The organism is Lysinibacillus sp. DFXJR4, from assembly GCF_057196045.1.
On sequence record NZ_JBXUNW010000001.1, the window covers coordinates 247431 to 270289 of the forward strand.

Here is a 22859-nt window from a genome sequence, read left to right on the forward strand (position 1 = left end):
GAAAATCCATCATGTGTTACAGGCACATGCAAGCCTAGCGGAATTTAGGGGGAGCCTAAGGAAAGATGTACAGATAGAAATAGTGGAACGTGTGAAGCTCCGAACGTAAGAGACAGTTGCATGTCGATGACGACGGTGTACGGAAAGGCTGAATAGCTATAACGTACTTTGACGGAGTGGCAGTAGTGCCGTAGTACCTTTGAAGAAATGCCATTGATGACTGAATAACCAATAGGTCGGAGGATAAAACATTTCAGAGGGAAGGGCACAAGTCGTTAGTGTTGAAACTAAACCTACACAAGTCAGATTCTAGTATGACTAAAGAGAACGAAAGCTCAAAGGGAGTGAGTAGTTGACTGACTCAATGATTCAAAAGTTAAGAAATAACGAGTATTTTGGATTGCAAAAAACTTTTGATGATCTTTATAACGAAAGTAAGAGTGGTCGTTATTTTACAGACCTTTATGACTTGATTATTTCCGAAGAAAATATATTGCTCGCCTTTCGAAACCTCAAAAGCAATACAGGTAGTAAAACGAAAGGTGTTAATGGACACACAATTAAACATCTAAACAAAATGAATGCTGATAAACTAATCAGACTTGTTCGAAGAAGGCTTGATAATTATTCACCACACGCAGTAAGAAGGTTGTTTATACCAAAACCGAGCGGAAAGATGCGACCTCTTGGTATCCCAACTATTGAGGATAGACTAATACAGCAAATGTTTTTGCAAGTATTAGAACCGATTACAGAGGCAAAATTTCATCCGCAAAGTTATGGCTTTAGACCGAAGCGAAGCACACATGATGCAATCGCAAGATGCTACCATATGGTGAATCATAGTCATCAACATTTTGTAGTTGATATAGATATTAAAGGTTTCTTCGACAATGTAAATCATAAAAAACTAATGAAACAATTATGGACGATTGGTATTAGAGACAAAAAAGTATTAGCGATACTAAAGAAGATGTTGAAATCCGAAATTACAGGTGAAGGAGTACCAACAAAGGGAACCCCACAAGGAGGAATTTTATCTCCATTACTCGCAAACGTAGTTTTAAACGAGTTTGATTGGTGGATTTCAAATCAATGGGAAACAAAACCAACACGAGTACCTTATAAGCTAAAACGCAATAAAACGGACACACTTAAAAAGACAAGGCTAAAACCAATGTATCTAGTTCGATACGCAGATGATTTTAAAATCTTCACGAATTCATATGAAAATGCTCGAAAGATTAAAATAGCCGTTGAAAAATGGCTAAAAGAACGATTAGGGCTAGAAATTAGTGAAGAAAAAAGTAAAATCACAAATTTGCGTAAAAACGGTACAGACTTTTTAGGGATTCGCTTTAGAGCGGTACAAAAAGGCAATGCGAAAACAGGATACATCGTAAACTCTAAGATGGACCCAAAAGCAAAAGAAAAGGTACAAGGCGTAATAAGGCACCAACTAGTAAAACTAAGGAAAAGTCCTACTCCACAAAAAGTGATGAATTTTAATGCAAATATTTTAGGGTTGCAAAATTACTATAAGATTGCAACTCGAATCGCTCAGGATTTTAATGAGATAAGGCATAATATTCATCCAAACATTAAATCACTCATGATAAGAAACATCTTTGTGAAAACAAAGGAAACAAACGGAGTGATTGATAAATTTTATGGAGATTACAATTATCCACGTTTCAAAAGCAATGGGTTGTTAGTCTATCCTATTGAAGCAGTTCGGCATGATATACGGGGACAACGGAAACCAGAATTTACGATTTACAATGAGAATGATAGGAAAGCAGTCCATAAAGATTTAAAACAAGTGTCCATAAGAGAAATAGAAATGTTTCGTAAGGGAATCTATAAATCGAAAAGTGTTCAGTATGAAAATAACCGGTTGAGTAAATATGTAGCACAAAAAGGTTGTTGTGGTATCACAGCTGAGAGGTTAACACCTCATCAAGCATTATGTCATCATATTAAGCCAACAGCACAGGGTGGTACAGATGAATATGATAATTTGATTATTATCAATAGGGAATATCATATGCTCATTCATAATTCAGACCCATTAAAAAATAAAGAGTATCAGAAGATTTTAAGTAAACTCGAAGCTAAAGCAATTAACAAATTAAACAGGCTAAGAACGGAAGTAGGAAATCCAAAGCTTAGTCTATAAATTCAACAAAACTAACGATGGAACGCCGTGTGAGTGTGAAAGCCTCATGCACGGTGTGGGACGGGGGAAAAGCTAGCGATGACTTCAAAGGCTTACCTATCGTCATATTTTTCTGGTGAATATCAACCAAATGCCCATAACTATACAAAAGTTCTATTCGGTGAAGATTATGTATTTCGCGCTGGAACAATTGGTACAGTTGCTGAGAAAACAGCGTATGGCTATGTAAAGGGCTATGCAAGTGATAATAACCTGCATTTTCGTGGAGCAGAAGTAGATCGCTTAGTGCAAGGCTGTACAGGTGTAAAACGTACAACTGGACAACATCCCGGGGGAATCATCGTAGTACCAGATTATATGGATATTTACGACTTCTCCCCAGTGCAATATCCTGCGGATGCACAGGATGCCGAATGGCGAACAACTCATTTTGATTTCCATTCCATTCACGACAATATTTTAAAACTGGATATTCTGGGACACGATGATCCGACTGTGATTCGGATGTTGCAGGATTTATCAGGTATAGATCCAAAAACAATTCCAACAGATGATCCAGTCGTTATGAAAATTTTTAGTTCCCCTGAATCTTTAGGTGTAACAGAAAAACAAATCGGCTGCAAAACAGGAACATTAGGAATCCCAGAGTTTGGTACTCGATTTGTGCGTCAAATGCTAGAAGATACAAAGCCATCCACTTTTTCAGAGCTTGTGCAAATTTCGGGGCTTTCCCATGGAACAGATGTATGGCTAGGTAATGCTCAGGAATTAATACAAAACGGTACATGTGTACTGAAAGAGGTAATTGGCTGTCGTGACGATATCATGGTGTATTTAATTTACCAAGGTCTAGAACCGTCATTGGCCTTTAAAATTATGGAATCCGTGCGTAAAGGGAAGGGATTATCTGATGAGTTTGAAGCAGAGATGCTTGCAAATAAGGTACCAGGCTGGTATATCGAATCGTGTAAAAAAATAAAATACATGTTCCCGAAAGCCCATGCGGCAGCTTATGTGTTAATGGCAGTACGTATTGCTTGGTTTAAGGTACACTTCCCAATCCTTTATTATGCAGCTTATTTCACAGTTCGTGCCGATGATTTTGATTTAATATCGATGGTACAGGGATCACAAATGATTCGTGCCAAAATTGATGAAATCAATATGAAAGGCTTAGATGCTTCCACAAAAGAGAAAAACTTACTAACGGTTATGGAGCTTGCACTTGAAATGTGTGAGCGTGGTATGAGCTTCCAAAAGGTTGACTTATACCGTTCGCAGGCCAGTGAATTTGTAATTGATGGTAACACATTAATCCCCCCATTCGATGCGATTCCTGGACTTGGTACGAACGTTGCGAAAACAATTGTGGCGGCACGTGAGGAAGGCGAGTTTTTATCGAAAGAAGACTTACAGCAACGTGGTCGTGTATCTAAAACATTAATTGAATACATGGATCAACTGGGCTGTTTAGAAGGCATGCCAGATGCTAATCAGCTATCACTATTCTAATAATTACGTTAGTTTTTATGACAAACTAATGGACATTTTCGAATTCCAGACACATTTATAATGTGTCAATGATGTCTAGAATAAGGAAATTTGCATTGTGCTGTAAACTGTGCTATTCTTATGGTAATAATTTGTTGATAATTTTCCAGCAAAAGAGTGGGGCCTTCCCGCTCTTTTCTGTTGTTATACCGTAGCAAAACAAATTTTTGACTAACAGCAGGTAAGACCGTAAAATTTCACCAAATCAATGGTGGAATTTCTGTTTTATTATGGTTCATTATAGGATTTCGTAATGAATCGTTATTACGCTAGAATTTAATAGATACAGGAGGCAACAATGAGCAAAGTACCATCTTTAATTGAAGAGCTCGCTAATCCAATTGTAGAAGAGTTAAACCTTGAGTTAGTGGATATCGAGTTCGTAAAAGAAGGGCGTAACTGGTTTTTACGTGTTTATGTCGATACACCTGAAGGCGGAATTGACATTGACCAATGTGCTCAAGTAAGTGAAAGACTGAGTCTACTATTGGATGAAAAGGATCCAATTACACAAAACTATTATTTAGAAGTTTCTTCACCTGGAGCAGAACGTCCACTAAAAAAAGATGCTGATTTTGAAAAAGCGATTGGTAAATTTATTTACGTAAAGACCTATGAGCCCATTAAGGACATGAAGGAATTCCAAGGCTACTTAACGTCATACAATGAACATACATTAGTGATGGAAGTACGTATTAAAACGCGCAAAATAACAGTAACCATTGAACAAGAAAAAATCGCATTGGCACGATTAGCCATCGATTTTTCAGCATAATGCATATTTAGGAGTGAAAACAAAATGAGTAGTGATTTGTTAGATGCGCTAACTGCGCTAGAAGAACAAAAGGGAATTTCAAGAGATGTGTTAATTGAGGCAATTGAAGCGGCATTAGTTACAGCTTACAAACGCAACTTTAATCAAGCACAGAATGTTCGTGTGGACTTAAATTTAGATAAGGGCTCTATTCGTGTCTTTTCACGTAAAGATGTTGTAGAAGAGGTTGAGGATGACCGCTTACAAATATCTTTAGAGGATGCCAAGGCTATCAACCCTGCTTATCAATTAGAAGATGTGGTTGAACAAGAAGTGACACCTCGCAACTTTGGTCGTATTGCTGCTCAAACAGCAAAACAAGTCGTGACACAACGTGTACGCGAGGCTGAACGAGGCTTAATTTACGAACAATACGTAGACCGTGAAGACGATATTGTCACTGGTGTTGTTGAGCGACTTGATGCTCGTAATATTTATGTAGGCTTAGGTAAAGTAGAAGCTGCTCTACCAGTCAATGAACAAATACAAGGTGAAAAATATCATCCGCATGATCGTATTAAAGTCTATATTACAAAGGTTGAGCGAACAACTCGTGGACCGCAAGTCATTGTGTCACGCACACATCCAGGGTTACTACGTCGATTATTTGAGATGGAAGTACCTGAAATTTATGAAGGTATTGTAGAAATTAAATCAATTGCTCGAGAAGCGGGAGATCGTTCAAAAATTTCTGTATATGCACATAATGAAGAAGTAGATCCAGTCGGCTCATGTGTAGGAGCAAAAGGTGCTCGTGTTCAGACTATTGTCAATGAATTAAACGGAGAGAAAATCGATATTGTTGAATGGTCAGAAGATCCAGTTGTTTTCGTGGCAAATGCTCTTAGCCCTTCAAAGGTTTTAGATGTGCAAGTAAACGAAGAAGAAAAATCTACAACGGTTGTCGTACCTGACTATCAATTATCTCTGGCAATTGGTAAGCGTGGTCAAAATGCACGTTTAGCTGCAAAGCTAACTGGTTGGAAAATTGATATTAAAAGTGAAACAGATGCCCGTGAGCTAGGTATTTATCCATCTGCTACAAGCACTTTCATTCCTGCTGAAGATGAAGAAAGTGATTTTGAGGATGTAGCAGTTGACTTATATCAAGACGACGAAGAATAAGTAAGAAAGGCCGTGTGACTAGTCTGCTGCCATTATTCAGTGGACGTTGAGGGCGTCGACTGAATAATGGCATTGTCTACCTTGTAAAAAGTTATGGTTTCTTAATCAGGACATGACTGAGGTAATGCGTGGCTAGTCCACCTCTTACGACAAGCTTCAGAGAGGAAAGGTGATTCTTATGGCTGTTAATAAAAAAATACCTCTTCGCAAATGTGTAGCTACCGGAGAAATGCTACCAAAAAAAGAAATGATTCGTGTTGTTCGTTCAAAAGAGGGTGAGGTAAGCGTGGATATTTCTGGAAAGAAATCCGGACGAGGTGCTTATGTCTCTAAATCAGAGGAGGCAGTTGAAATCGCTCGTAAGAAAAATGTTTTAGGGCACCAGCTTGATGTAAAAATACCTGAAGAAATATACGATGAACTACTATTGTTGATTCGTAGGGAGTCTATTATATGATCCAGCAAGCAGTGTTTAATTTGCTTGGAATCGCGGCAAGAGCCCGTAAAGTCATTTCAGGAGAAGAGTTAGTAGTAAAGGAAGTCCGCAATGGTAATGCTAAGCTTGTACTGCTTGCAAACGATGCTTCTAAAAACTCTAGCAAGAAAATTCAAGATAAATGCACGTACTACAACGTTGAGTATCATGTAATTGGTGATCGTTATGATCTAGGACATGCTACAGGTAAGGAGGCCCGAGTGGCTTTAGCTATTACCGATAAAGGTTTTGCAAGTAAATTGTCTAGTCTACTCAACGAAAAATAATCGGGGGTGAGCAGATGACCAAAATCAGAGTTCATGAATATGCAAAACAAGTGAATAAAACGAGTAAAGAGGTTATTGAAGCACTAAGTAAATTAAATGTGAGTGTAACAAATCATATGTCTATGTTAGAAAAAGACATTGTGTCAAAGTTAAACCAAACATTTAGTACATCAGGAAAAAAAGAAGTGAAACAACCTACTCAAAACGTATCACAAAGAACACAACCTAATGGACAACAAAAACCACAGCAATCGATGAAAAGGCAAGAAGGACAAAAGCAGCAATCTGCTACTTCTAAGCCTAGAGCAAACAATCAGCAACAAACGCATCAAAACTCAAATTCGTCTAACGAAAAATCTAAGAATACAAAAGGTAATCAAAATCGAAATATGACACAAAATAATAATAACAATAATAATAATAATCGTAGAGGTGGCGGTGGTTTTAACCAACGTCCAAAACCAGGAATTCATGGAGGCAAACGTCGCCATCCAAAAACACATCAACCATCAATACCAGTGAAACAAAAGGAATTACCAGAAAAAATTACGTTTGTTGAATCACTATCTGTTGCGGAATTAGCCAAAAAACTACATCGTGAACCATCAGAAATCATTAAAAAGTTATTTATGCTTGGTGTAATGGCAACAATTAACCAAGAATTAGATAAGGATGCAATTGAATTAATTTGCGCAGACTACGGTGTAGAAGTTGAAGAAGAAATCCGTGTGGATATTACGGATTTAGAAACACACTTCGAACAAACAGAAGAAGTAAACGAGGAGGAATTATCGGAACGTCCTCCAGTTGTAACAATTATGGGTCACGTTGACCATGGTAAAACGACATTATTAGACTCAATTCGCCATACAAAAGTTACAGCAGGAGAAGCTGGTGGTATTACACAGCATATTGGTGCCTACCAAGTAACTGAAGGCGACAAAAAAATTACGTTCCTGGATACACCAGGTCACGCTGCTTTTACAACAATGCGTGCACGTGGGGCAAAAGTAACAGACTTAACAATTTTAGTGGTAGCTGCAGATGATGGTGTCATGCCACAAACAGTAGAAGCTATTAACCACGCAAAAGCTGCAGAAGTACCAATTATTGTTGCTGTCAACAAAATGGATAAACCTTCAGCGAATCCTGATCGTGTAATGCAAGAATTAACAGAGCATGGTCTTGTTCCAGAGGCATGGGGCGGAGATACAATTTTTGTACCAATTTCCGCATTAAAAGGTGAAGGCATCGATACATTGCTTGAGATGATTTTACTTGTTGCAGAAGTTGGGGAATTAAAAGCAAATCCTAACCGCTTAGCTATAGGTACTGTTATTGAAGCACAGCTTGATAAAGGTCGTGGTTCTGTTGCAACACTATTAGTACAAGATGGCACACTAAAAGTAGGAGACCCAATTGTTGTTGGTCATACTTATGGGCGAGTACGTGCGATGGTAAATGACAAGGGGCGTCGTGTGAAAGAGGCTGGACCATCAACGCCAGTAGAAATTACGGGCTTAAATGATGTGCCGCAAGCTGGAGACCGCTTCGTTGTTTTTGAAGATGAAAAAACAGCACGTCAAGTAGGTGAAACACGTGCAATGTCTGCCATACAAGCACAACGCTCTGAAAAACAGCGCGTAACACTGGATAATCTATTTGAACAAATGAGCCAAGGTGAAATGAAAGAGCTTAACCTTATCGTGAAGGCTGACGTTCAAGGTACTGTTGAAGCTATGGCTGCATCTTTAATGAAAATTGATGTGGAAGGCGTTAACGTAAAAATTATTCACACTGGCGCAGGGGCAATTACAGAGTCTGATATTTCTCTTGCTGCTGCATCAAATGCCATTGTAATTGGTTTTAATGTTCGTCCAGACGTTAATGCAAAACGTGCCGCTGAACAAGAAGGCGTAGATATTCGCTTACACCGTATTATCTATAAAGTAATCGAAGAAATTGAACAAGCGATGAAAGGTATGCTTGATCCAGAATTCGAAGAAAAAATTATTGGTCAAGCAGAAGTTCGACAAACAATTAAAGTATCAAAAGTTGGTACAATTGCTGGTTCATATGTAACAGAAGGTAAAGTAACGCGTGATTCTGGCGTACGTGTAATCCGCGACAATGTAGTAATTTTTGAAGGTGAATTAGATACACTTAAACGCTTCAAAGATGAAGTGAAAGAAGTTGCAAAGGGATACGAATGTGGTATTACAATTACAAACTTCAACGATATTAAAGAAGGCGACATTATTGAAGCCTATATTATGGAAGAAGTTAAACGCGTCTAATGATTGTATACGCAGAGGTTGAATTCATCATTCAAACTGCCCATTCGTTAAAGGAAAAACGTGCTGTCCTACAGCGTATGATTACCCGCACAAAGCAAAAGTTTAATGTATCCATTGCGGAAATTGACCATCAAAATGTATGGCAGCGCACAAAATTAGCACTTGTTGCTGTTTCTTCTTCAAAAGAAGCGGCTGAGCGAGAAATTAATCATGCGCTTCATTTCTTACAGTCAAATCCGTCATGGGAACAGCTCAATGTGTGGCGAGATTATTTATAAGTAACAAAAGATAGCTGTGTCATTTATATGTTGAGATCATTCCAATACATCTAAAAGAGTAAGCACACTATCTGGAATCGAAATAGAGGTGACAAATTATGTCTCTACGCTCAAACCGTGTTGCTGAGCAAATGAAAAAAGAACTCGGTGATATTCTTGGCCGTAAAATAAAAGATCCGCGTGTTGGGTTTGTTACTGTTACGGGTGTTGAGGTAACAGGTGATTTACAGCAAGCGACTATTTATATTACAACTTTAGGCAATGAACGTGAACGAGAAGAAACACTAAAAGCTTTAGTAAAGGCCTCTGGTTTTATTCGTTCAGAAATCGGTTCACGTATCCGATTACGCCGTACACCAGAATTAATCTTTGAATTTGATTCATCGATTGAATATGGAAACCGTATTGATACATTGCTACGAGGTTTACACAAAGAATAAGTAAAAGATAAAGAGTCTGCCACATGCATATTCATGCAGGCAGGCTTTTTATTGTAGGAAAAATTGTTGATTTGGCAATTTTACAACAAAGAAGTTTTGGGAGGAGCTATATGAACGGTATTTTACCACTTTGGAAGGAACGTGGCATGACAAGCCATGATTGTGTTTTTAAATTACGAAAAATTTTACGCACAAAAAAAGTAGGACATACAGGTACACTTGATCCAGGTGTAGAGGGTGTTCTACCAATTTGTATTGGACAGGCGACAAGGATTGCAGAGTATTTAACAGATGCAGGAAAAACCTATGAAGCTATCATTTCTATTGGTCGAACAACGACAACCGAGGATGCAGAAGGTGAAACAGTTGAACAGGATACCAACATCAAGCAATTCACTCGAGGTCAATTATTAGAGGTGCTAGCTTCTTTAACAGGAGTGATTGAACAAACACCACCTATGTTTTCTGCAGTCAAAGTCAATGGTAAACGCCTTTATGAATATGCACGTAAAGGGGAAACCGTTGAAAGACCGACACGTCAGGTTACAATTTATGCTTTAGAGCTTTTAGATGAGATCGAACTATATGAAGGACAAGAAATTACGTTTCCAGTTCGCATAGCTTGTAGTAAGGGCACATATATCCGCACATTAGCCGTACAAATAGGGGAAGCACTTGGTTATCCTGCACATATGCAAGAGCTTGTACGCACAGCCTCAGGCACATTTACACAAGAAAATTGCTTTACATTGGGACAGGTTGCTGAACTGATGGAAGCTGAACAAATTGATAGATGTATTTTACCAGTTGAGTATGCATTAACAGACTTTCCATATATTGAAATTACTGCTGCTAATGAAAAAGAAATTTTCAATGGACAAGTGCTTCCGGCAGATACATTATTAAAGATACATGATAAAATTGTTTTTGGAATCAATGGGAAAGCAATGGCGGTTTATCAACCACATCCAACGAAGGAAGGGTTGATGAAACCACATAAAATGTTTCCGACGATAGAGTAGGAGGATTTTTGTATGGAGGTCATTCATTTAAAATACCCGCATCAACTACAGCAACGAGAAAGCATGCAGCCTTATTCATTAGCAATTGGCTTTTTTGATGGTGTACATAGAGGGCATCAGGCAGTTATCAAGGCAGCGAAGGAAGAGGGAGACAAGCGTCAAATTTCGACTGCAGTGATGACTTTTGATCCACATCCTTCTATAGTCCTTGGTGGACGTAACGAAAAGGTTTTTTATATTACATTGCTACAGCAAAAATTGCAACTGTTTCAAGAACAAGGTGTGGATACGGTATTTGTCGTACATTTTACTTCAGATTTTGCCAAGCTTTCTCCAGCAGCCTTTATTGATACGTTTATCCGTGGATTAAATATCCAACATGTTACAGCTGGCTTTGATTTCTCCTTTGGTGCATTTGGAAAGGGCACAATGGAGGAGATGCATGCTTTGAGTAATGGCGATTATGGTGTGACGATTGTTGAAAAGAAAACGGATGATATTGAAAAAATTAGCTCTACACGAATTCGTAAACTTTTACAGGAGGGAGACATGGAAGCTGCAAGAATGCTGCTAGGTCGACCCTTTGAAATCGCAGGTATTGTTATACATGGTGATAAGCGAGGACGTACTATAGGCTTCCCTACTGCAAATGTTCAAGCACTAGAGGGGACTTATATTCCAGCAAGCGGTGTCTATGCTGTCCGTTTATTTGTACAAAATAATTGGTATGATGGCGTATGTAATGTAGGCTACAAACCAACATTTAAAGACCCAAATGATAAGCAATTATCTATTGAGGTTCATATACTAAACTTCGAAAAGAGCATCTATGGCGAAGAAGTACATGTTGCTTGGTATAAACGTATTCGAAGTGAACGTAAATTTGATGGTATTGAAGCATTAAAGGCACAAATTGAAAAGGATAAACAGGAAGCGATCGACTATTTTAATGCTTTCCAACAATAACGGTTAAACATGGTCAATGTTGCTGTGTTTTTCTGCTTCGGTATTTGAGTAGAATTACGTTATCACTTGCTTGACCTTTTGATTTATGGTAACATTCATAAGTGCATAAATGCTTAACCTTAGCTCGGTATATCGATAACTCCAACGTGTACTGTGCTAATGGGGATTTATTATAATTTAGGAGGTCCATACAAATGGCTATTTCAAAAGAACGTAAAAACGAAATTATCGCTGAGTACCGCACTCACGAAAGTGACACTGGTTCACCAGAAGTACAAGTTGCAATGTTAACAGAGGAAATTAATGCTCTAAACACACACTTACGTACTCACAAAAAAGATTTCCACTCTGAGCGTGGTCTTCTAAAAATGGTAGGTCGTCGTCGTCACTTATTAAAATATCTTCGTGAAACTGACGTACAACGTTACCGTGAACTAATCAACCGTTTAGGCTTACGTCGCTAATTTAAAAGCAGGATTGCTCCTGTTTTAGACTATAGACAACTTTGTTTGTCTATGGTCTTTTTTGTTTTTTAGTCAGGTTAGTAATTAAAATTCTTGTCAACGATTAACGATATACAAAAATAGTACACTTGAAAAAGGAAATATCTCGCAACTAAATTGAGAGGTTATCAACACAACATAATGAGTTAGTCATAAAAGTCCCTATTCCCTGGAAAGAATTTTACTAGGGCTCAGGGTCTATTCATATGTTGCATTTTTACAATGGTCATGATCTTATTGGGGTGGACCGCTTCATCATGCCAATCTTTTTTATTCTTCTTTGGCTATCTATGCTTAAACTTTACTATGCGCCTAACTTTCATTATACTAGAAAGATGTGGTATGATAACCTATTGTGTAAACCTACATTTGAAAATAATGATTTATCCATTATTTCCTATCAGGAAGGATTATTTTAAGTCAAATTCATATAACAGAAGTATAAAAGTGCTTTTTCAATAAAATATAAAAATAAATCTTAAATAAATTGGCAATAATTGATTTTAAATGTATGATTATTTCATGAAATATTTTTTAGCATAGAACAAGCATTTTTGGTACACTTACTATTAGTACATACAGACGAAGTAAGTGTTTTATAATAGAGAGGGGTTCATTGAATGAACGAGAAGAAAGTCTATTCCTACGAATGGGCTGGCCGTCCACTTGTAATCGAAGTTGGACAGTTAGCAAAACAAGCAAATGGAGCTGTATTAGTACGCTATGGCGATACTTCAGTACTTTCAACAGCAACAATGTCAAAATCACCAAAACCACTTGATTTCTTCCCATTAACAGTAAACTATGAAGAACGCCTATATGCTGCAGGTAAAATTCCTGGCGGCTTTATTAAACGTGAAGGTCGTCCATCTGAAAAAGCGATTCTTGCAAGCCGTCTAATCGACCGCCCTATTCGTCCGATGTTCCCAGATGGGTTCCGTAATGAAGTCCAAGTCATTTCAATGGTTATGTCCAATGATCCGAATTGTACGTCTGAAATGGCAGCTATGGTTGGTTCCTCATTAGCACTAGCTATTTCCGATATCCCATTCGATGGACCAATAGCAGGTGTACAGGTTGGCTATATTGATGGTGAATTCATCGTGAACCCAACAGTGGAACAATCTAATCATTCAACTATTCATTTATCTGTAGCTGGGAACAAAGATGCTATCAACATGGTTGAAGCAGGTGCACTTGAAGTTCCAGAAGAGGTAATGTTAGAGGCCATTATGTTTGGTCATGAAGAAATTAAAAAAATTATTGCTTTCCAAGAGCAAATTGCTGCTGAGGTTGGAAAGGAAAAATTACCAGTAACATTATTTGAAATTAATGAAGCGATTCAAGCAGATATAAAGGCAGCTTGTGAGTCTGACATGCATGATGCCATTCAAACAGCAGAAAAACATGCTCGTGATGAAGCGATTCAAGCAGTAAAAGATCGTGTTATTGCTTCTTACGAAGAGCAAGAAGCTGATGATGAAACAATGAAGCAGGTTTATACAATTCTAGATAAGATGGTAAAAGATGAAGTACGCCGTCAAATTACAGAAGATAAAATTCGTCCAGATGGTCGTAAACTTGATGAGATCCGTCCACTTTCATCAGAAACGGGATTATTACAGCGTACGCATGGTTCAGCACTATTTACACGTGGACAAACACAAGCATTGTCAATTTGTACTCTAGGGGCACTTGGAGATGTGCAAATTATTGATGGATTAGGTGTGGAAGAATCTAAACGCTTTATGCATCATTATAACTTCCCTCAATTCTCAGTTGGGGAAACAGGACCGATTCGTGGACCAGGTCGTCGTGAAATTGGACATGGAGCGCTAGGAGAACGTGCACTTGAAGCAGTTATTCCAAATGAATCTGTATTCCCATATACGATTCGTTGTGTATCGGAAGTGCTTGAATCGAATGGTTCTACTTCTCAGGCTTCCATCTGTGCCTCCACGTTAGCAATGATGGATGCGGGTGTTCCATTAAAAGCACCTGTAGCAGGTATTGCAATGGGTCTTATTAAAAAAGGTGAGTATTACTCCATCTTAACAGATATTCAAGGAATGGAAGATCACCTTGGAGATATGGACTTTAAAGTTGCAGGTACAGCTAAAGGTGTAACAGCCCTACAAATGGACATTAAAATCGATGGATTATCCCGCAATATTTTAGAAGAAGCATTAACACAAGCTAAAATTGGGCGCATGCATATTTTAGAATCAATGCTTGCGACACTTGCTGAACCACGTGAAAAATTATCTGAATTTGCACCGAAAATTGTCATTGTGAAAATTAACCCTGATAAAATCCGTGATGTCATTGGACCAGGCGGTAAACAAATTAACAAAATTATTGAAGAAACTGGGGTAAAAATTGATACAGAGCAAGACGGTACAATTTACATCTCTTCTGCAGATGAAGAAATGAATGCACGTGCAAAACAAATTATTGAAGATATCGTACGTGAAGCAAAAGTAGGGGAGTACTACTTAGCGACAGTGAAGCGTATTGAAAAATTCGGTGCATTCTGTGAAATCTTCCCAGGTAAGGATGGTTTACTTCATATCTCTGAAATCCAAGAGGAACGTACAAAGCAGGTAGAAGATGTTTTAAAACTTGGTGATCAATTACTTGTAAAAGTGATTGAAATCGACAAGCAAGGACGTGTGAATTTATCTCGTAAAGTGGTTATTCAAGAGGAAAAAGAGCGCGCTGAGCAAGGTAAATAATAGGGAATAGCAAAGGCTGCGTATGTTGCGCAGCCTTTTTTAAATCAAGATGGAGGGAATTTTATGGTACAAGTACATACATGTGACAATGGTGTGCGTATTGTGTCTGAGCAAATTGATCATGTAAGATCGGTAGCTTTAGGCATTTTTGTGAATGCAGGTTCTCGCTATGAATTACCTGAAGAGAATGGGATTACTCATTTTATTGAGCACATGCTGTTTAAAGGAACAGCAACGCGCACTGCTCGTCAAATTGCCGAGGAATTTGATCGTATTGGTGGAGAATTAAATGCTTTTACCTCTAAGGAAAATACATGCTATTATGCTAAAGTTTTAGATCATCATGCAGAGCTTGCAGTCACAATACTTGCTGATATGTTCTTTAACTCTACATTTGCAGAAGAGGAGTTAGAGAAGGAACGACAAGTAGTATTAGAGGAAATCTTAATGAGTGAAGATGCACCAGATGACGATGTACATGAAAAGTTATGGGAAGTAATGTATCCAAATGATGCGCTTGGTCGTCCAATACTAGGCACTGCTGCTACATTAAAAACATTTACAGCAGATATGATTCGCGCTTATATGGCTAAACACTACGGCCCGAAATCAGTAGTTATTTCATTAGCAGGCAATATTTCCGAAAAACTCCTACAAACAATAATTGATTTATTTGGACAATACCAAGCATCTCCTCTTGAGGTTGCACCAGAATTAACAAACCCACAATTTCATCCAGGAGAGATAACAAAAATACGTGATACAGAGCAAGCACATGTAGCAATCTCTTATCCAGCAATTGGTGTAAAAGATCCAGATATGTATAGTTTTATAGCTCTTAATAATATTATTGGGGGCAATATGAGCTCTCGCTTATTCCAGGAAGTTCGTGAGGAACGAGGCTTGGCTTATACGATTTTTTCCTACCAATCCTGCTATGCTGACGTCGGAGCATTTACGATTTACAGTAGTACAAGTCGTCAACAATTATCACAGCTCCAGCACACAGTTGATGCAACATTACTAGATATTGTGGCTGGCGGCGTAACAGAAGAGGAGCTTGATAATGCGAAGGAGCAGCTTAAGGGCAGTTTTGTGCTTGGATTAGAGGGGACTGGTGCTCGGATGAATCGTAATGGTACAAGTGAACTGGTACATGGAAAGCATCGCTCTGTGGACGAGGTACTAACAGCTATTGATGCAGTTTCAATGGCGTCAGTGGAACGCCTAATTGCGAAAATATTAAAAGCTGAGCCAGCCATCGCCATAATTGGCCCTAAGGCATAAATATTCCGAAATTAAAGTTTAGCCTATATAACTAAGGTTTTTGAGGGCACTAAAAAAGTCGGTTTGCCACAAAAAATGTGATGCAAATCGACTTTTTTAAGTTTTTTCAACTTTAACAAAAGACAGATCTCTACTATGAAAATGAAATTGTCAGTGCCCACCCGTTTTGGTAGCCTATTTCTCTCTCTTTTAATAAACCTCTTTTGCTAAATACAATGTCAAGCTTTTATGGAAAATAAAAATGCTAATGATAAGACAGATAATTGTGGGGATTAAAATGATCAATAAATTGGCCGCTACTAGTGATAGATAGTAATGAATTGGAAAATTGATGATAAAAATAATAAGAATAGCAATGATCATCCTAAAATTACGCATCCCCTTCGTCTCTTCTAGATGATGGATATAAAACTGTGTACAGATGAGCAGAGAGGCACTGCTAATATAAGCAAAATACATGGCGAAATGCTCTGAGAAATTTTCGTTCGCAGCGGATTGTGAAAAATAAGCTGGTGCCATTAGGAAAAACAGCAATATTACGATTCCATAGCAATATAGATAATCAGCCTGAAGCTGTGTTTTTTTAGTTAACGGGAGACTATTAACAAACAATTCCCAGTTAATTTTATAATCACTATCATATAATCCCCCAACAATGGAAGCGGAAAAAACAACCGCAAAAATGCCTATTGAGGGATTATCTAAATAAGGTATTTTAAAGAAATTGATAATAGCACATATGATAACTACAAAAAAAATTGACCACTTCTGTACCATTATTCTTTGTAAAAGTAGAGCCTGCATGAACTCCCTCCTTTAAAATTCTTTTTGTTTATAAATGGCTGTTGAGATTAAAGAGGATAGCCATAGGATTAGAAGTCCAGCAATAGGTGCCAAAAACATAAATTGTTTAATGTTTGTTAAAACAAAAAACATATCGGATGATTGCTTGTTAATGAGGCCAAATAAAAAACCTGGGAAGAAGCAGATCGCAATAAGAACCATTTTTCCTTTAATGGAACCAAATTTAATGTAGATGGGTAACAATATCGCTAGTATACAAATTGCTAATGTCACTATTAGATTAAATGTTAGAAAAAATTCTTCTGGTGCCAAGTTATTCGGCGTAAAACGAAGAATAATCCATACAATCGGTAGTGCAAAAATAAGCCCCATAATCATAAGAAGGATACTAAGTATATATTTACTAAGTACGATGTCCCCTTTTGAAATAGGTAAAGTATTAGCATATTTATCCCAGCCACTTTGTTCATCATAGGTAATAGCAGTTATCGCCTGAAAAGTCACCAAAATTATAACAAGTGAAAAGAGCATTGAACCTTGTTGTACAATGAATGACATAAATATGAAGAAAATCAACAAAAAGGCTTGTGTTTTTATTTGACGCTGAATCGTCATTAAATCTTTTAATATAAGACCTACCATGCTCATACACTACCTTTCACATAAAATAGCATAATGTCTTCAATAGAAGGCTTTTCAAGAGAAAACACTTCGTTTATTTCACTTTTTTGTACTAATGCTTCTACACCAAAAGCTCCATTCCGTTTTCTTAAAATGGCATGCTCGGGTATGGCACTTATCTCCTCTTCACTACCTTTAAATATTCCATACTCATAGAGTAATACATCCTTGCCCTCACTAAATAAAACCTCACCATTATGGATAAAAGTAATATAGTCTGCAATCTTTTCTAAATCACTTGTTATATGGGAAGAAAATAAAATGCTGTGTGTTTCATCCTGCATAAATGCTAAAAATAAATCGAGAATTTCATCACGAATAATCGGATCTAGCCCACTTGTTGGTTCATCTAAAATTAGCAGCTTTGGATGATGTGCCAGTGCCAATGCAATAGACAGCTTCATCCTCATACCTCGCGATAATTCTTTTATCCTCTTCTTCTCAGGAACTTTAAATTGTCTCAATCGCTCAAAATAATAGCTTGAATCCCACGTTTTAAATACTTTTTTCATAAATTTGTCGAGCTGCGTCGCATTAAGCGTTTCAGGTATGTGTAAATCGTCAAAAACTACACCGATGTCGTTTTTTATCGATAATTCATGTTCGACAATATCTTTGCCAAAAAGTAAAATTTCGCCATATTCCTTTTTTAATAAATTGAGCATGCATTTTATCGTTGTTGATTTTCCGGCACCGTTTTCTCCGACAAATCCCATCACTGTGCCTTGGGGTACAGAAAAGCTTACATCTTTAAGGGAAAACCCTTCAAAGCTTTTATGTAAATCATGAATTTCAATTGCATTCATTTAGTTGCCCTCCTCTAAAATCATTGTTAATAATTCCTGTAGCTCCTCATTAGTTAGTCCAGCCGTTTTAGCAGTTTTGACCGCTTTTTGCATATGCTCCTCAACCTGACGCAATAATTCTTCGCGTAGAAAATCTTGATTTCGTTCTGTGACAAAGCTACCTTTTCCAGCGACGGTTTCGATAAAGCCATCTCGCTCTAAATCAGCATAAGCACGTTTGGTTGTCATCACACTTATCTTTAAATCCTTTGCAAGTGCACGGATAGAGGGGAGTGCATCACCAGCCTGTAATTTATTTGCTAAAATTGCTTCCTTTAGCTGTATGGTAATTTGCTCATAGATGGGTTTATCACTGGCATTGCTTAAATGAATATGCACAAATTTCTCACCTCACTCAAACTGTATATATACAGTATATACAGCATCTTGGTGAAATGCAACATATTCCTACTTAAGGTAGGGGCACGATTTGCAAAAACTCGGCATATATTGGGGTAACGGTTCAAGGAGGGAGATGAGGGATGCTACTATCGGAGATGGTGGATAAGGAGTTAATTCAAGTTGAGGGTGGCGTACACTTTGGCATATTAGCACATACGGAATGTCTATTAGATGTGCAAACAGGAAAGATACATGGTTTTGAGATTGTCAAAGATAAATTACCATTCCAAAAAAAGAAAGTAAAAGTTAGTGAAATGATACCTTGGCATGAAATTATATTAATTGGAGAAGATCGAATTTTATTTAACAAAACAACGACGGTACAGTCAGAATTTTTACAGTGAGGTGAGCTTTTGGAAAACGAAAAGTGGCTTGTTATCGGTGAAGACTCACGATTAAAGGAATTAGCGACAATGTTAAGAAGCCCATCGAGAACGGTATTTTATAAAAGAACATCTGTATGGAATGAAGAATTAAATAAACTAGTTTTAGAATTCCAGCCAAATAAAATTATTCTTCCTATACTTCCATTAAAGATTGAAGTGGAACAATTATATGGAATTTCTCAGGTGAAGTTTTATACAGGGCGTTTAACTATGCATTGGAAGCAATTGCTAGAGAGAAATGAAACAAATTGCTATTTACAGCAAGAGTCTTTTATTTGGCAAAACGCAAGATTGACAGCAGAGGGATTTATTGCCACGTTTTATGGACTCGAGCAGAAATGTATTTACGGACAAAACTTTACAATCGCTGGATTTGGACGCATCGCCAAAATGCTCGCTTCTTTACTTGTCAAGATGGGTGCTAATGTCCATATTGTAGCGCGTTCAGTTGTACAAGTGAGTGAAGCAAAAGCATATGGTTACAAAGCAACCAATTTAGATGATCGCAAATGGTCCATTAACGATAGTATTTTTATCAATACGATTCCAGCTAAGTGGATTACAGAGTCATTTATAGAGCATGTCCCAGCAGTTTTATATGATTTAGCCTCGGAGCCAGGCTGTTTAGATATAGATGCTGATCAACTACAAACATATGTACTATTGCCATCATTACCTGGGAAATACTTTGCACATGATGCTGCCGAAATATTGTGCAAGGCAATAGAGGAGGAAGAAAATTGCTAACGGGGAAACGAATTGGTTTAGGTATTACAGCCTCACACTGTACGTATGAGGATGTGATACCTAAAATTCAGAATTTCATCGATGTAGGAGCAACTGTTATCCCTATTATTACTCATTCTGTATTACATGCAGCTACACGTTTTGGTACTGGTGAGGAATGGATTGCAAAAATTGAGGCATTGACAGGCGAAAAAGTTATTTCTTCTATTAAAGAGGCAGAACCTTTTGGACCATCTAATCCTTTAGATGCCATGGTCATTGCACCAATGACTGGCAATAGTATTAGTAAATTTGCTAATGCTGCAACAGATAGTCCAGTACTAATGGCTGCGAAGGCAACATTGCGTAACGGCTCACCTGTGATTTTAGGCATTTCAACAAATGATGCACTTGGTTTAAATGGTATCAATATTATGAAGCTGCTAAATGCTAAAAATATTTATTTTATTCCATTTGGTCAGGATTCTCCACATTCAAAACCTAATTCACTCATTGCTGATTTCGATCAAATGGTTGCGACTGTCCATGAAGCAATTACGCAAAAAAAGCAATTACAACCACTGTTGATACAATATTTCAAATAAATCAGGAATTACACACAATTTTCAGTATTTTTGTGATACAATAGCACACATTATGGAACTTGTATTCAAGGAGAGATGATAGATGACAAAGCAGTTAACAGTTGCAGTTGTTGGGGCAACAGGGGCAGTAGGAACAAAAATGATGGAGCAACTAATTAAACGAAATTTTCCGATTGGCGCTATAAAGTTCTTAGCTTCTGCACGTTCAGCAGGAAAACCAATCGAATTTAATGGGAAGACATATACAATAGAAGAAGCGACACCTGAAGCTTTTGAAGGCGTCAATGTCGCTTTATTCTCCGCTGGTGGATCAGTATCAGCTGTATTAGCACCGGAAGCTGCAAAACGTGGTGCTGTTGTTATTGATAATACGAGCCATTTCCGCATGGATCCAGAGGTACCATTAGTTGTACCTGAAGTAAACAGAGAAGATTTAGCGAAGCACAAAGGAATTATTGCTAATCCAAACTGCTCTACAATTCAAATGGTTGCTGCACTTGAGCCAATTCGCAATGCATTTGGTCTAACAAAAGTGATTGTTTCAACGTATCAAGCTGTTTCAGGGGCAGGTATTACGGCTATTCAAGAATTAAAGACACAGAGCGCAAATTGGGAAGCAGGTAAGAATGTAGAAGCAAATATTTTACCTTCTGGTAGTGATAAACGTCATTATCCAATTGCACGTAATGTTATTCCACAAATCGATAAATTCACAGATAATGGATTTACATACGAAGAAATGAAAATGATTAATGAAACGAAAAAGATTATGCATGCACCAGAGCTAAAAGTAGCTGCAACTTGCGTTCGTGTGCCAGTCGTTTCAGGACACTCTGAATCTGTTTATATTGAAGTAGAAAAAGAAACAACAGTACAAGAAATCTTTGACGTATTACGCAATGCACCTGGCATTGTTTTACAAGATGATATTACAACACAAACTTACCCAATGCCAATTTATGCAGAAGGAGAAGACGCTACTTTTGTAGGACGTATCCGTCAAGATTTAGATAATAATAAAGGATTCCACCTATGGATTGTTTCCGATAATTTATTAAAAGGCGCTGCATTAAACTCTATCCAAATTGCAGAAGCAATGCTTGAGGATAACTTACTATAAGAGGGGTGTAAGGATGAATTTAGGTCGAATTGGAACGGCTATGATTACTCCGTTCAAAGAGGATGGCACGATAAATTACCCAGAATTAGAACGAATTATTAATCACTTAATAAACAACGGTACAGATTGTATTGTTGCATGTGGCACAACCTCTGAAAATCCAACGATGTCCACAGAAGAAAAAATCGAAGTTGTCCGTTTTACCGTTGAAAAAGTGGCAGGGCGTGTACCTGTTATTGCAGGGACAGGAGATAACGAAACAGCTTATTCCATTGCAATGACACATAAGGCTGAAGAAAATGGTGCAGACGGTATTATGCTTGTAGCACCATACTATAATAAGCCAAACCAACGAGGTATTTTCGCACACTTTGAAACCATTGCAAAAGAAACAAGTCTGCCTGTTATGCTTTATAATGTACCTGGACGTACTGGAGTCAATGTTGCTTACGAAACATCTGTTGCATTAAGTAAAATTCCAAATATCGCTTGGATAAAAGAGGCGAGCGGCAATTTAGATCAAATGGGCGATATTATTGAGAATGTCGACGCAGATGACAATTTCTTAGTATATAGTGGTGATGATGGTTTAACACTGCCACTACTAGCAATCGGCGGCGCAGGTATTATTTCAGTTGCTGCTCATGTTGTTGGTAATGATATGCAATTAATGATTAAGGCGTTTGAAGAAGGAAATCACAAGCTAGCAGCCAAAATTCATCGAGCATTACTGCCACTAGTACGTGCACTATTTGCTCAACCAAATCCTTCACCAGTTAAATATGCAATGACAAAATTAGGCTTTGATACACTTAATGTTCGTTTACCAATGATGGAGATGACAGATGAGGAAAAAGCTAATTTTGATCGAATTTGGGATACGTATCAAGAAAAAGCGAGAGGCTTTAGAGAATTAAATAGCTTTACTTAAGCATCAAAGACTTTAGACAAATTTAAATTTGTCTAAAGTCTTTTTACTTTTTAAAGGTGTTACTCCTCTTAATTGTCATCATAGTTGAAAGTGCTCAGGTAAAGGCATTAACCGCTCAGGTGAGAGAGAAAGTCGCTCAGTCAACAGCATTAACCGCTCAGGTGAGGGAGAAAGTCGCTCGGTCAAAGGCACTATCCGCTCAGGTGAGGGAGAAAACTGCTCAGTCAACAGCACTATTCGCTCAGGTGAGGGAGAAAGTCGCTCAGTCAACAGCACTAACTGCTCAGGTAGCATCCAATTCCGCTCAGGTAGGAGAAATCCCGCAAGTAGAAAAGAAAACCGCTTTAGAAGATAGTCCCAGACAACTTTAAAATCAAATAGTTTTTACATCTTGTAGTCA

The 22859-nt window shown here is 37.8% G+C and carries 23 protein-coding genes and 1 pseudogene; 20 read left to right on the plus strand and 4 right to left on the minus strand.

The genetic code is table 11. The annotated features are described in order from the left end of the window. Positions 1-352: 352 nt before the first annotated feature. From ltrA to AC2CGN_RS01240, 14 genes and pseudogenes are all read left to right on the plus strand, one after another. Positions 353-2179, plus strand: coding sequence for a group II intron reverse transcriptase/maturase (ltrA, locus tag AC2CGN_RS01175; RefSeq protein ID WP_484511638.1), 1827 nt, complete (start codon positions 353-355; stop codon positions 2177-2179). A 108-nt stretch (positions 2180-2287) separates the two neighbouring features. Beyond that, positions 2288-3691 (plus strand): annotated as a pseudogene (locus AC2CGN_RS01180) (PolC-type DNA polymerase III); the annotation flags it as partial. A gap of 337 nt (positions 3692-4028) precedes the next feature. Next, positions 4029-4505: a ribosome maturation factor RimP gene (gene rimP / locus AC2CGN_RS01185; RefSeq protein WP_286925858.1), complete on the plus strand. Its 477-nt coding sequence runs from the start codon at positions 4029-4031 to the stop codon at positions 4503-4505. A 24-nt stretch (positions 4506-4529) separates the two neighbouring features. After that, a complete protein-coding gene (gene nusA, locus AC2CGN_RS01190) occupies positions 4530-5669 on the plus strand; it encodes a transcription termination factor NusA (RefSeq protein WP_054770639.1) in 1140 nt (379 codons plus the stop codon). A gap of 178 nt (positions 5670-5847) precedes the next feature. Beyond that, complete coding sequence (gene rnpM, locus AC2CGN_RS01195; RefSeq protein WP_283871197.1) at positions 5848-6126, plus strand: RNase P modulator RnpM; 279 nt, start codon at positions 5848-5850, stop codon at positions 6124-6126. Next, a complete protein-coding gene (locus tag AC2CGN_RS01200; protein WP_054770641.1) occupies positions 6123-6431 on the plus strand; it encodes a YlxQ family RNA-binding protein in 309 nt (102 codons plus the stop codon). The genes rnpM and AC2CGN_RS01200 overlap by 4 nt, the downstream gene beginning before the upstream one ends. 14 nt (positions 6432-6445) lie before the next feature. Beyond that, positions 6446-8728, plus strand: coding sequence for a translation initiation factor IF-2 (gene infB, locus AC2CGN_RS01205; protein ID WP_429980623.1), 2283 nt, complete (start codon positions 6446-6448; stop codon positions 8726-8728). Next, complete coding sequence (locus AC2CGN_RS01210; RefSeq protein ID WP_054770642.1) at positions 8728-9006, plus strand: DUF503 domain-containing protein; 279 nt, start codon at positions 8728-8730, stop codon at positions 9004-9006. Before infB ends, AC2CGN_RS01210 begins: the two co-directional genes overlap by 1 nt. Before the next feature lie 98 nt (positions 9007-9104). After that, positions 9105-9446 (plus strand): 30S ribosome-binding factor RbfA, encoded by a 342-nt coding sequence (rbfA, locus tag AC2CGN_RS01215; protein WP_283871199.1) that lies wholly within the window; start codon positions 9105-9107, stop codon positions 9444-9446. A 110-nt stretch (positions 9447-9556) separates the two neighbouring features. Continuing rightward, positions 9557-10468, plus strand: a complete 912-nt coding sequence (gene truB, locus AC2CGN_RS01220) for a tRNA pseudouridine(55) synthase TruB (protein WP_369594848.1) — start codon at positions 9557-9559, stop codon at positions 10466-10468. Between the two features lie 12 nt (positions 10469-10480). Next, on the plus strand, positions 10481-11434 hold the full coding sequence (gene ribF, locus AC2CGN_RS01225; protein WP_429984548.1) for a riboflavin biosynthesis protein RibF: 954 nt from the start codon (positions 10481-10483) through the stop codon (positions 11432-11434). A 194-nt stretch (positions 11435-11628) separates the two neighbouring features. Then, the gene (gene rpsO, locus AC2CGN_RS01230; RefSeq protein ID WP_429980625.1) at positions 11629-11898 is read left to right on the plus strand and encodes a 30S ribosomal protein S15; all 270 of its coding nucleotides are present in this window, start codon (positions 11629-11631) and stop codon (positions 11896-11898) included. Positions 11899-12557: 659 nt separating this feature from the next. After that, complete coding sequence (pnp, locus tag AC2CGN_RS01235) at positions 12558-14672, plus strand: polyribonucleotide nucleotidyltransferase (protein WP_484511643.1); 2115 nt, start codon at positions 12558-12560, stop codon at positions 14670-14672. A 63-nt stretch (positions 14673-14735) separates the two neighbouring features. After that, positions 14736-15959, plus strand: coding sequence for a M16 family metallopeptidase (locus tag AC2CGN_RS01240; RefSeq protein WP_484511645.1), 1224 nt, complete (start codon positions 14736-14738; stop codon positions 15957-15959). A 189-nt stretch (positions 15960-16148) separates the two neighbouring features. On the opposite strand, the gene AC2CGN_RS01245 is transcribed toward AC2CGN_RS01240, so the two are convergent. Genes AC2CGN_RS01245 through AC2CGN_RS01260 form a run of 4 tightly spaced genes read right to left on the minus strand, consistent with a single transcriptional unit; the run spans position 16149 to position 18628 of the window. Then, the gene (locus tag AC2CGN_RS01245; protein ID WP_286925865.1) at positions 16149-16763 is read right to left on the minus strand and encodes an ABC-2 transporter permease; all 615 of its coding nucleotides are present in this window, start codon (positions 16761-16763) and stop codon (positions 16149-16151) included. Positions 16764-16775: 12 nt separating this feature from the next. Next, positions 16776-17405: an ABC-2 transporter permease gene (locus tag AC2CGN_RS01250; protein WP_429988852.1), complete on the minus strand. Its 630-nt coding sequence runs from the start codon at positions 17403-17405 to the stop codon at positions 16776-16778. Positions 17406-17407: 2 nt separating this feature from the next. Beyond that, a complete protein-coding gene (locus tag AC2CGN_RS01255) occupies positions 17408-18250 on the minus strand; it encodes an ABC transporter ATP-binding protein (RefSeq protein WP_429980629.1) in 843 nt (280 codons plus the stop codon). Next, entirely contained in the window at positions 18251-18628 is a 378-nt protein-coding gene (locus AC2CGN_RS01260) for a GntR family transcriptional regulator (protein WP_054770644.1), read from the minus strand. It lies immediately after the preceding gene. 143 nt (positions 18629-18771) lie between these two features. Between AC2CGN_RS01260 and AC2CGN_RS01265 the strand changes: the two genes are divergently transcribed. The 6 genes from AC2CGN_RS01265 (at position 18772) to AC2CGN_RS01290 (ending at position 22830) form a co-directional block, all read left to right on the plus strand. Then, entirely contained in the window at positions 18772-19035 is a 264-nt protein-coding gene (locus AC2CGN_RS01265; RefSeq protein WP_053594254.1) for a YlmC/YmxH family sporulation protein, read from the plus strand. Between the two features lie 9 nt (positions 19036-19044). Next, positions 19045-19824, plus strand: coding sequence for an NAD(P)-dependent oxidoreductase (locus tag AC2CGN_RS01270; RefSeq protein WP_429980630.1), 780 nt, complete (start codon positions 19045-19047; stop codon positions 19822-19824). Continuing rightward, positions 19818-20408 carry a dipicolinate synthase subunit B gene (locus AC2CGN_RS01275; protein WP_286925870.1) on the plus strand — a complete coding sequence of 197 codons (591 nt, stop codon included), beginning with the start codon at positions 19818-19820 and terminating at the stop codon, positions 20406-20408. The genes AC2CGN_RS01270 and AC2CGN_RS01275 overlap by 7 nt, the downstream gene beginning before the upstream one ends. 82 nt (positions 20409-20490) lie before the next feature. Further along, entirely contained in the window at positions 20491-21528 is a 1038-nt protein-coding gene (locus AC2CGN_RS01280) for an aspartate-semialdehyde dehydrogenase (protein ID WP_054770647.1), read from the plus strand. A 13-nt stretch (positions 21529-21541) separates the two neighbouring features. Next, on the plus strand, positions 21542-22459 hold the full coding sequence (dapA, locus tag AC2CGN_RS01285) for a 4-hydroxy-tetrahydrodipicolinate synthase (protein ID WP_054770648.1): 918 nt from the start codon (positions 21542-21544) through the stop codon (positions 22457-22459). A gap of 119 nt (positions 22460-22578) precedes the next feature. Further along, positions 22579-22830, plus strand: coding sequence for a hypothetical protein (locus AC2CGN_RS01290; protein ID WP_484511651.1), 252 nt, complete (start codon positions 22579-22581; stop codon positions 22828-22830). The last annotated feature ends 29 nt before the right edge of the window (positions 22831-22859 follow it).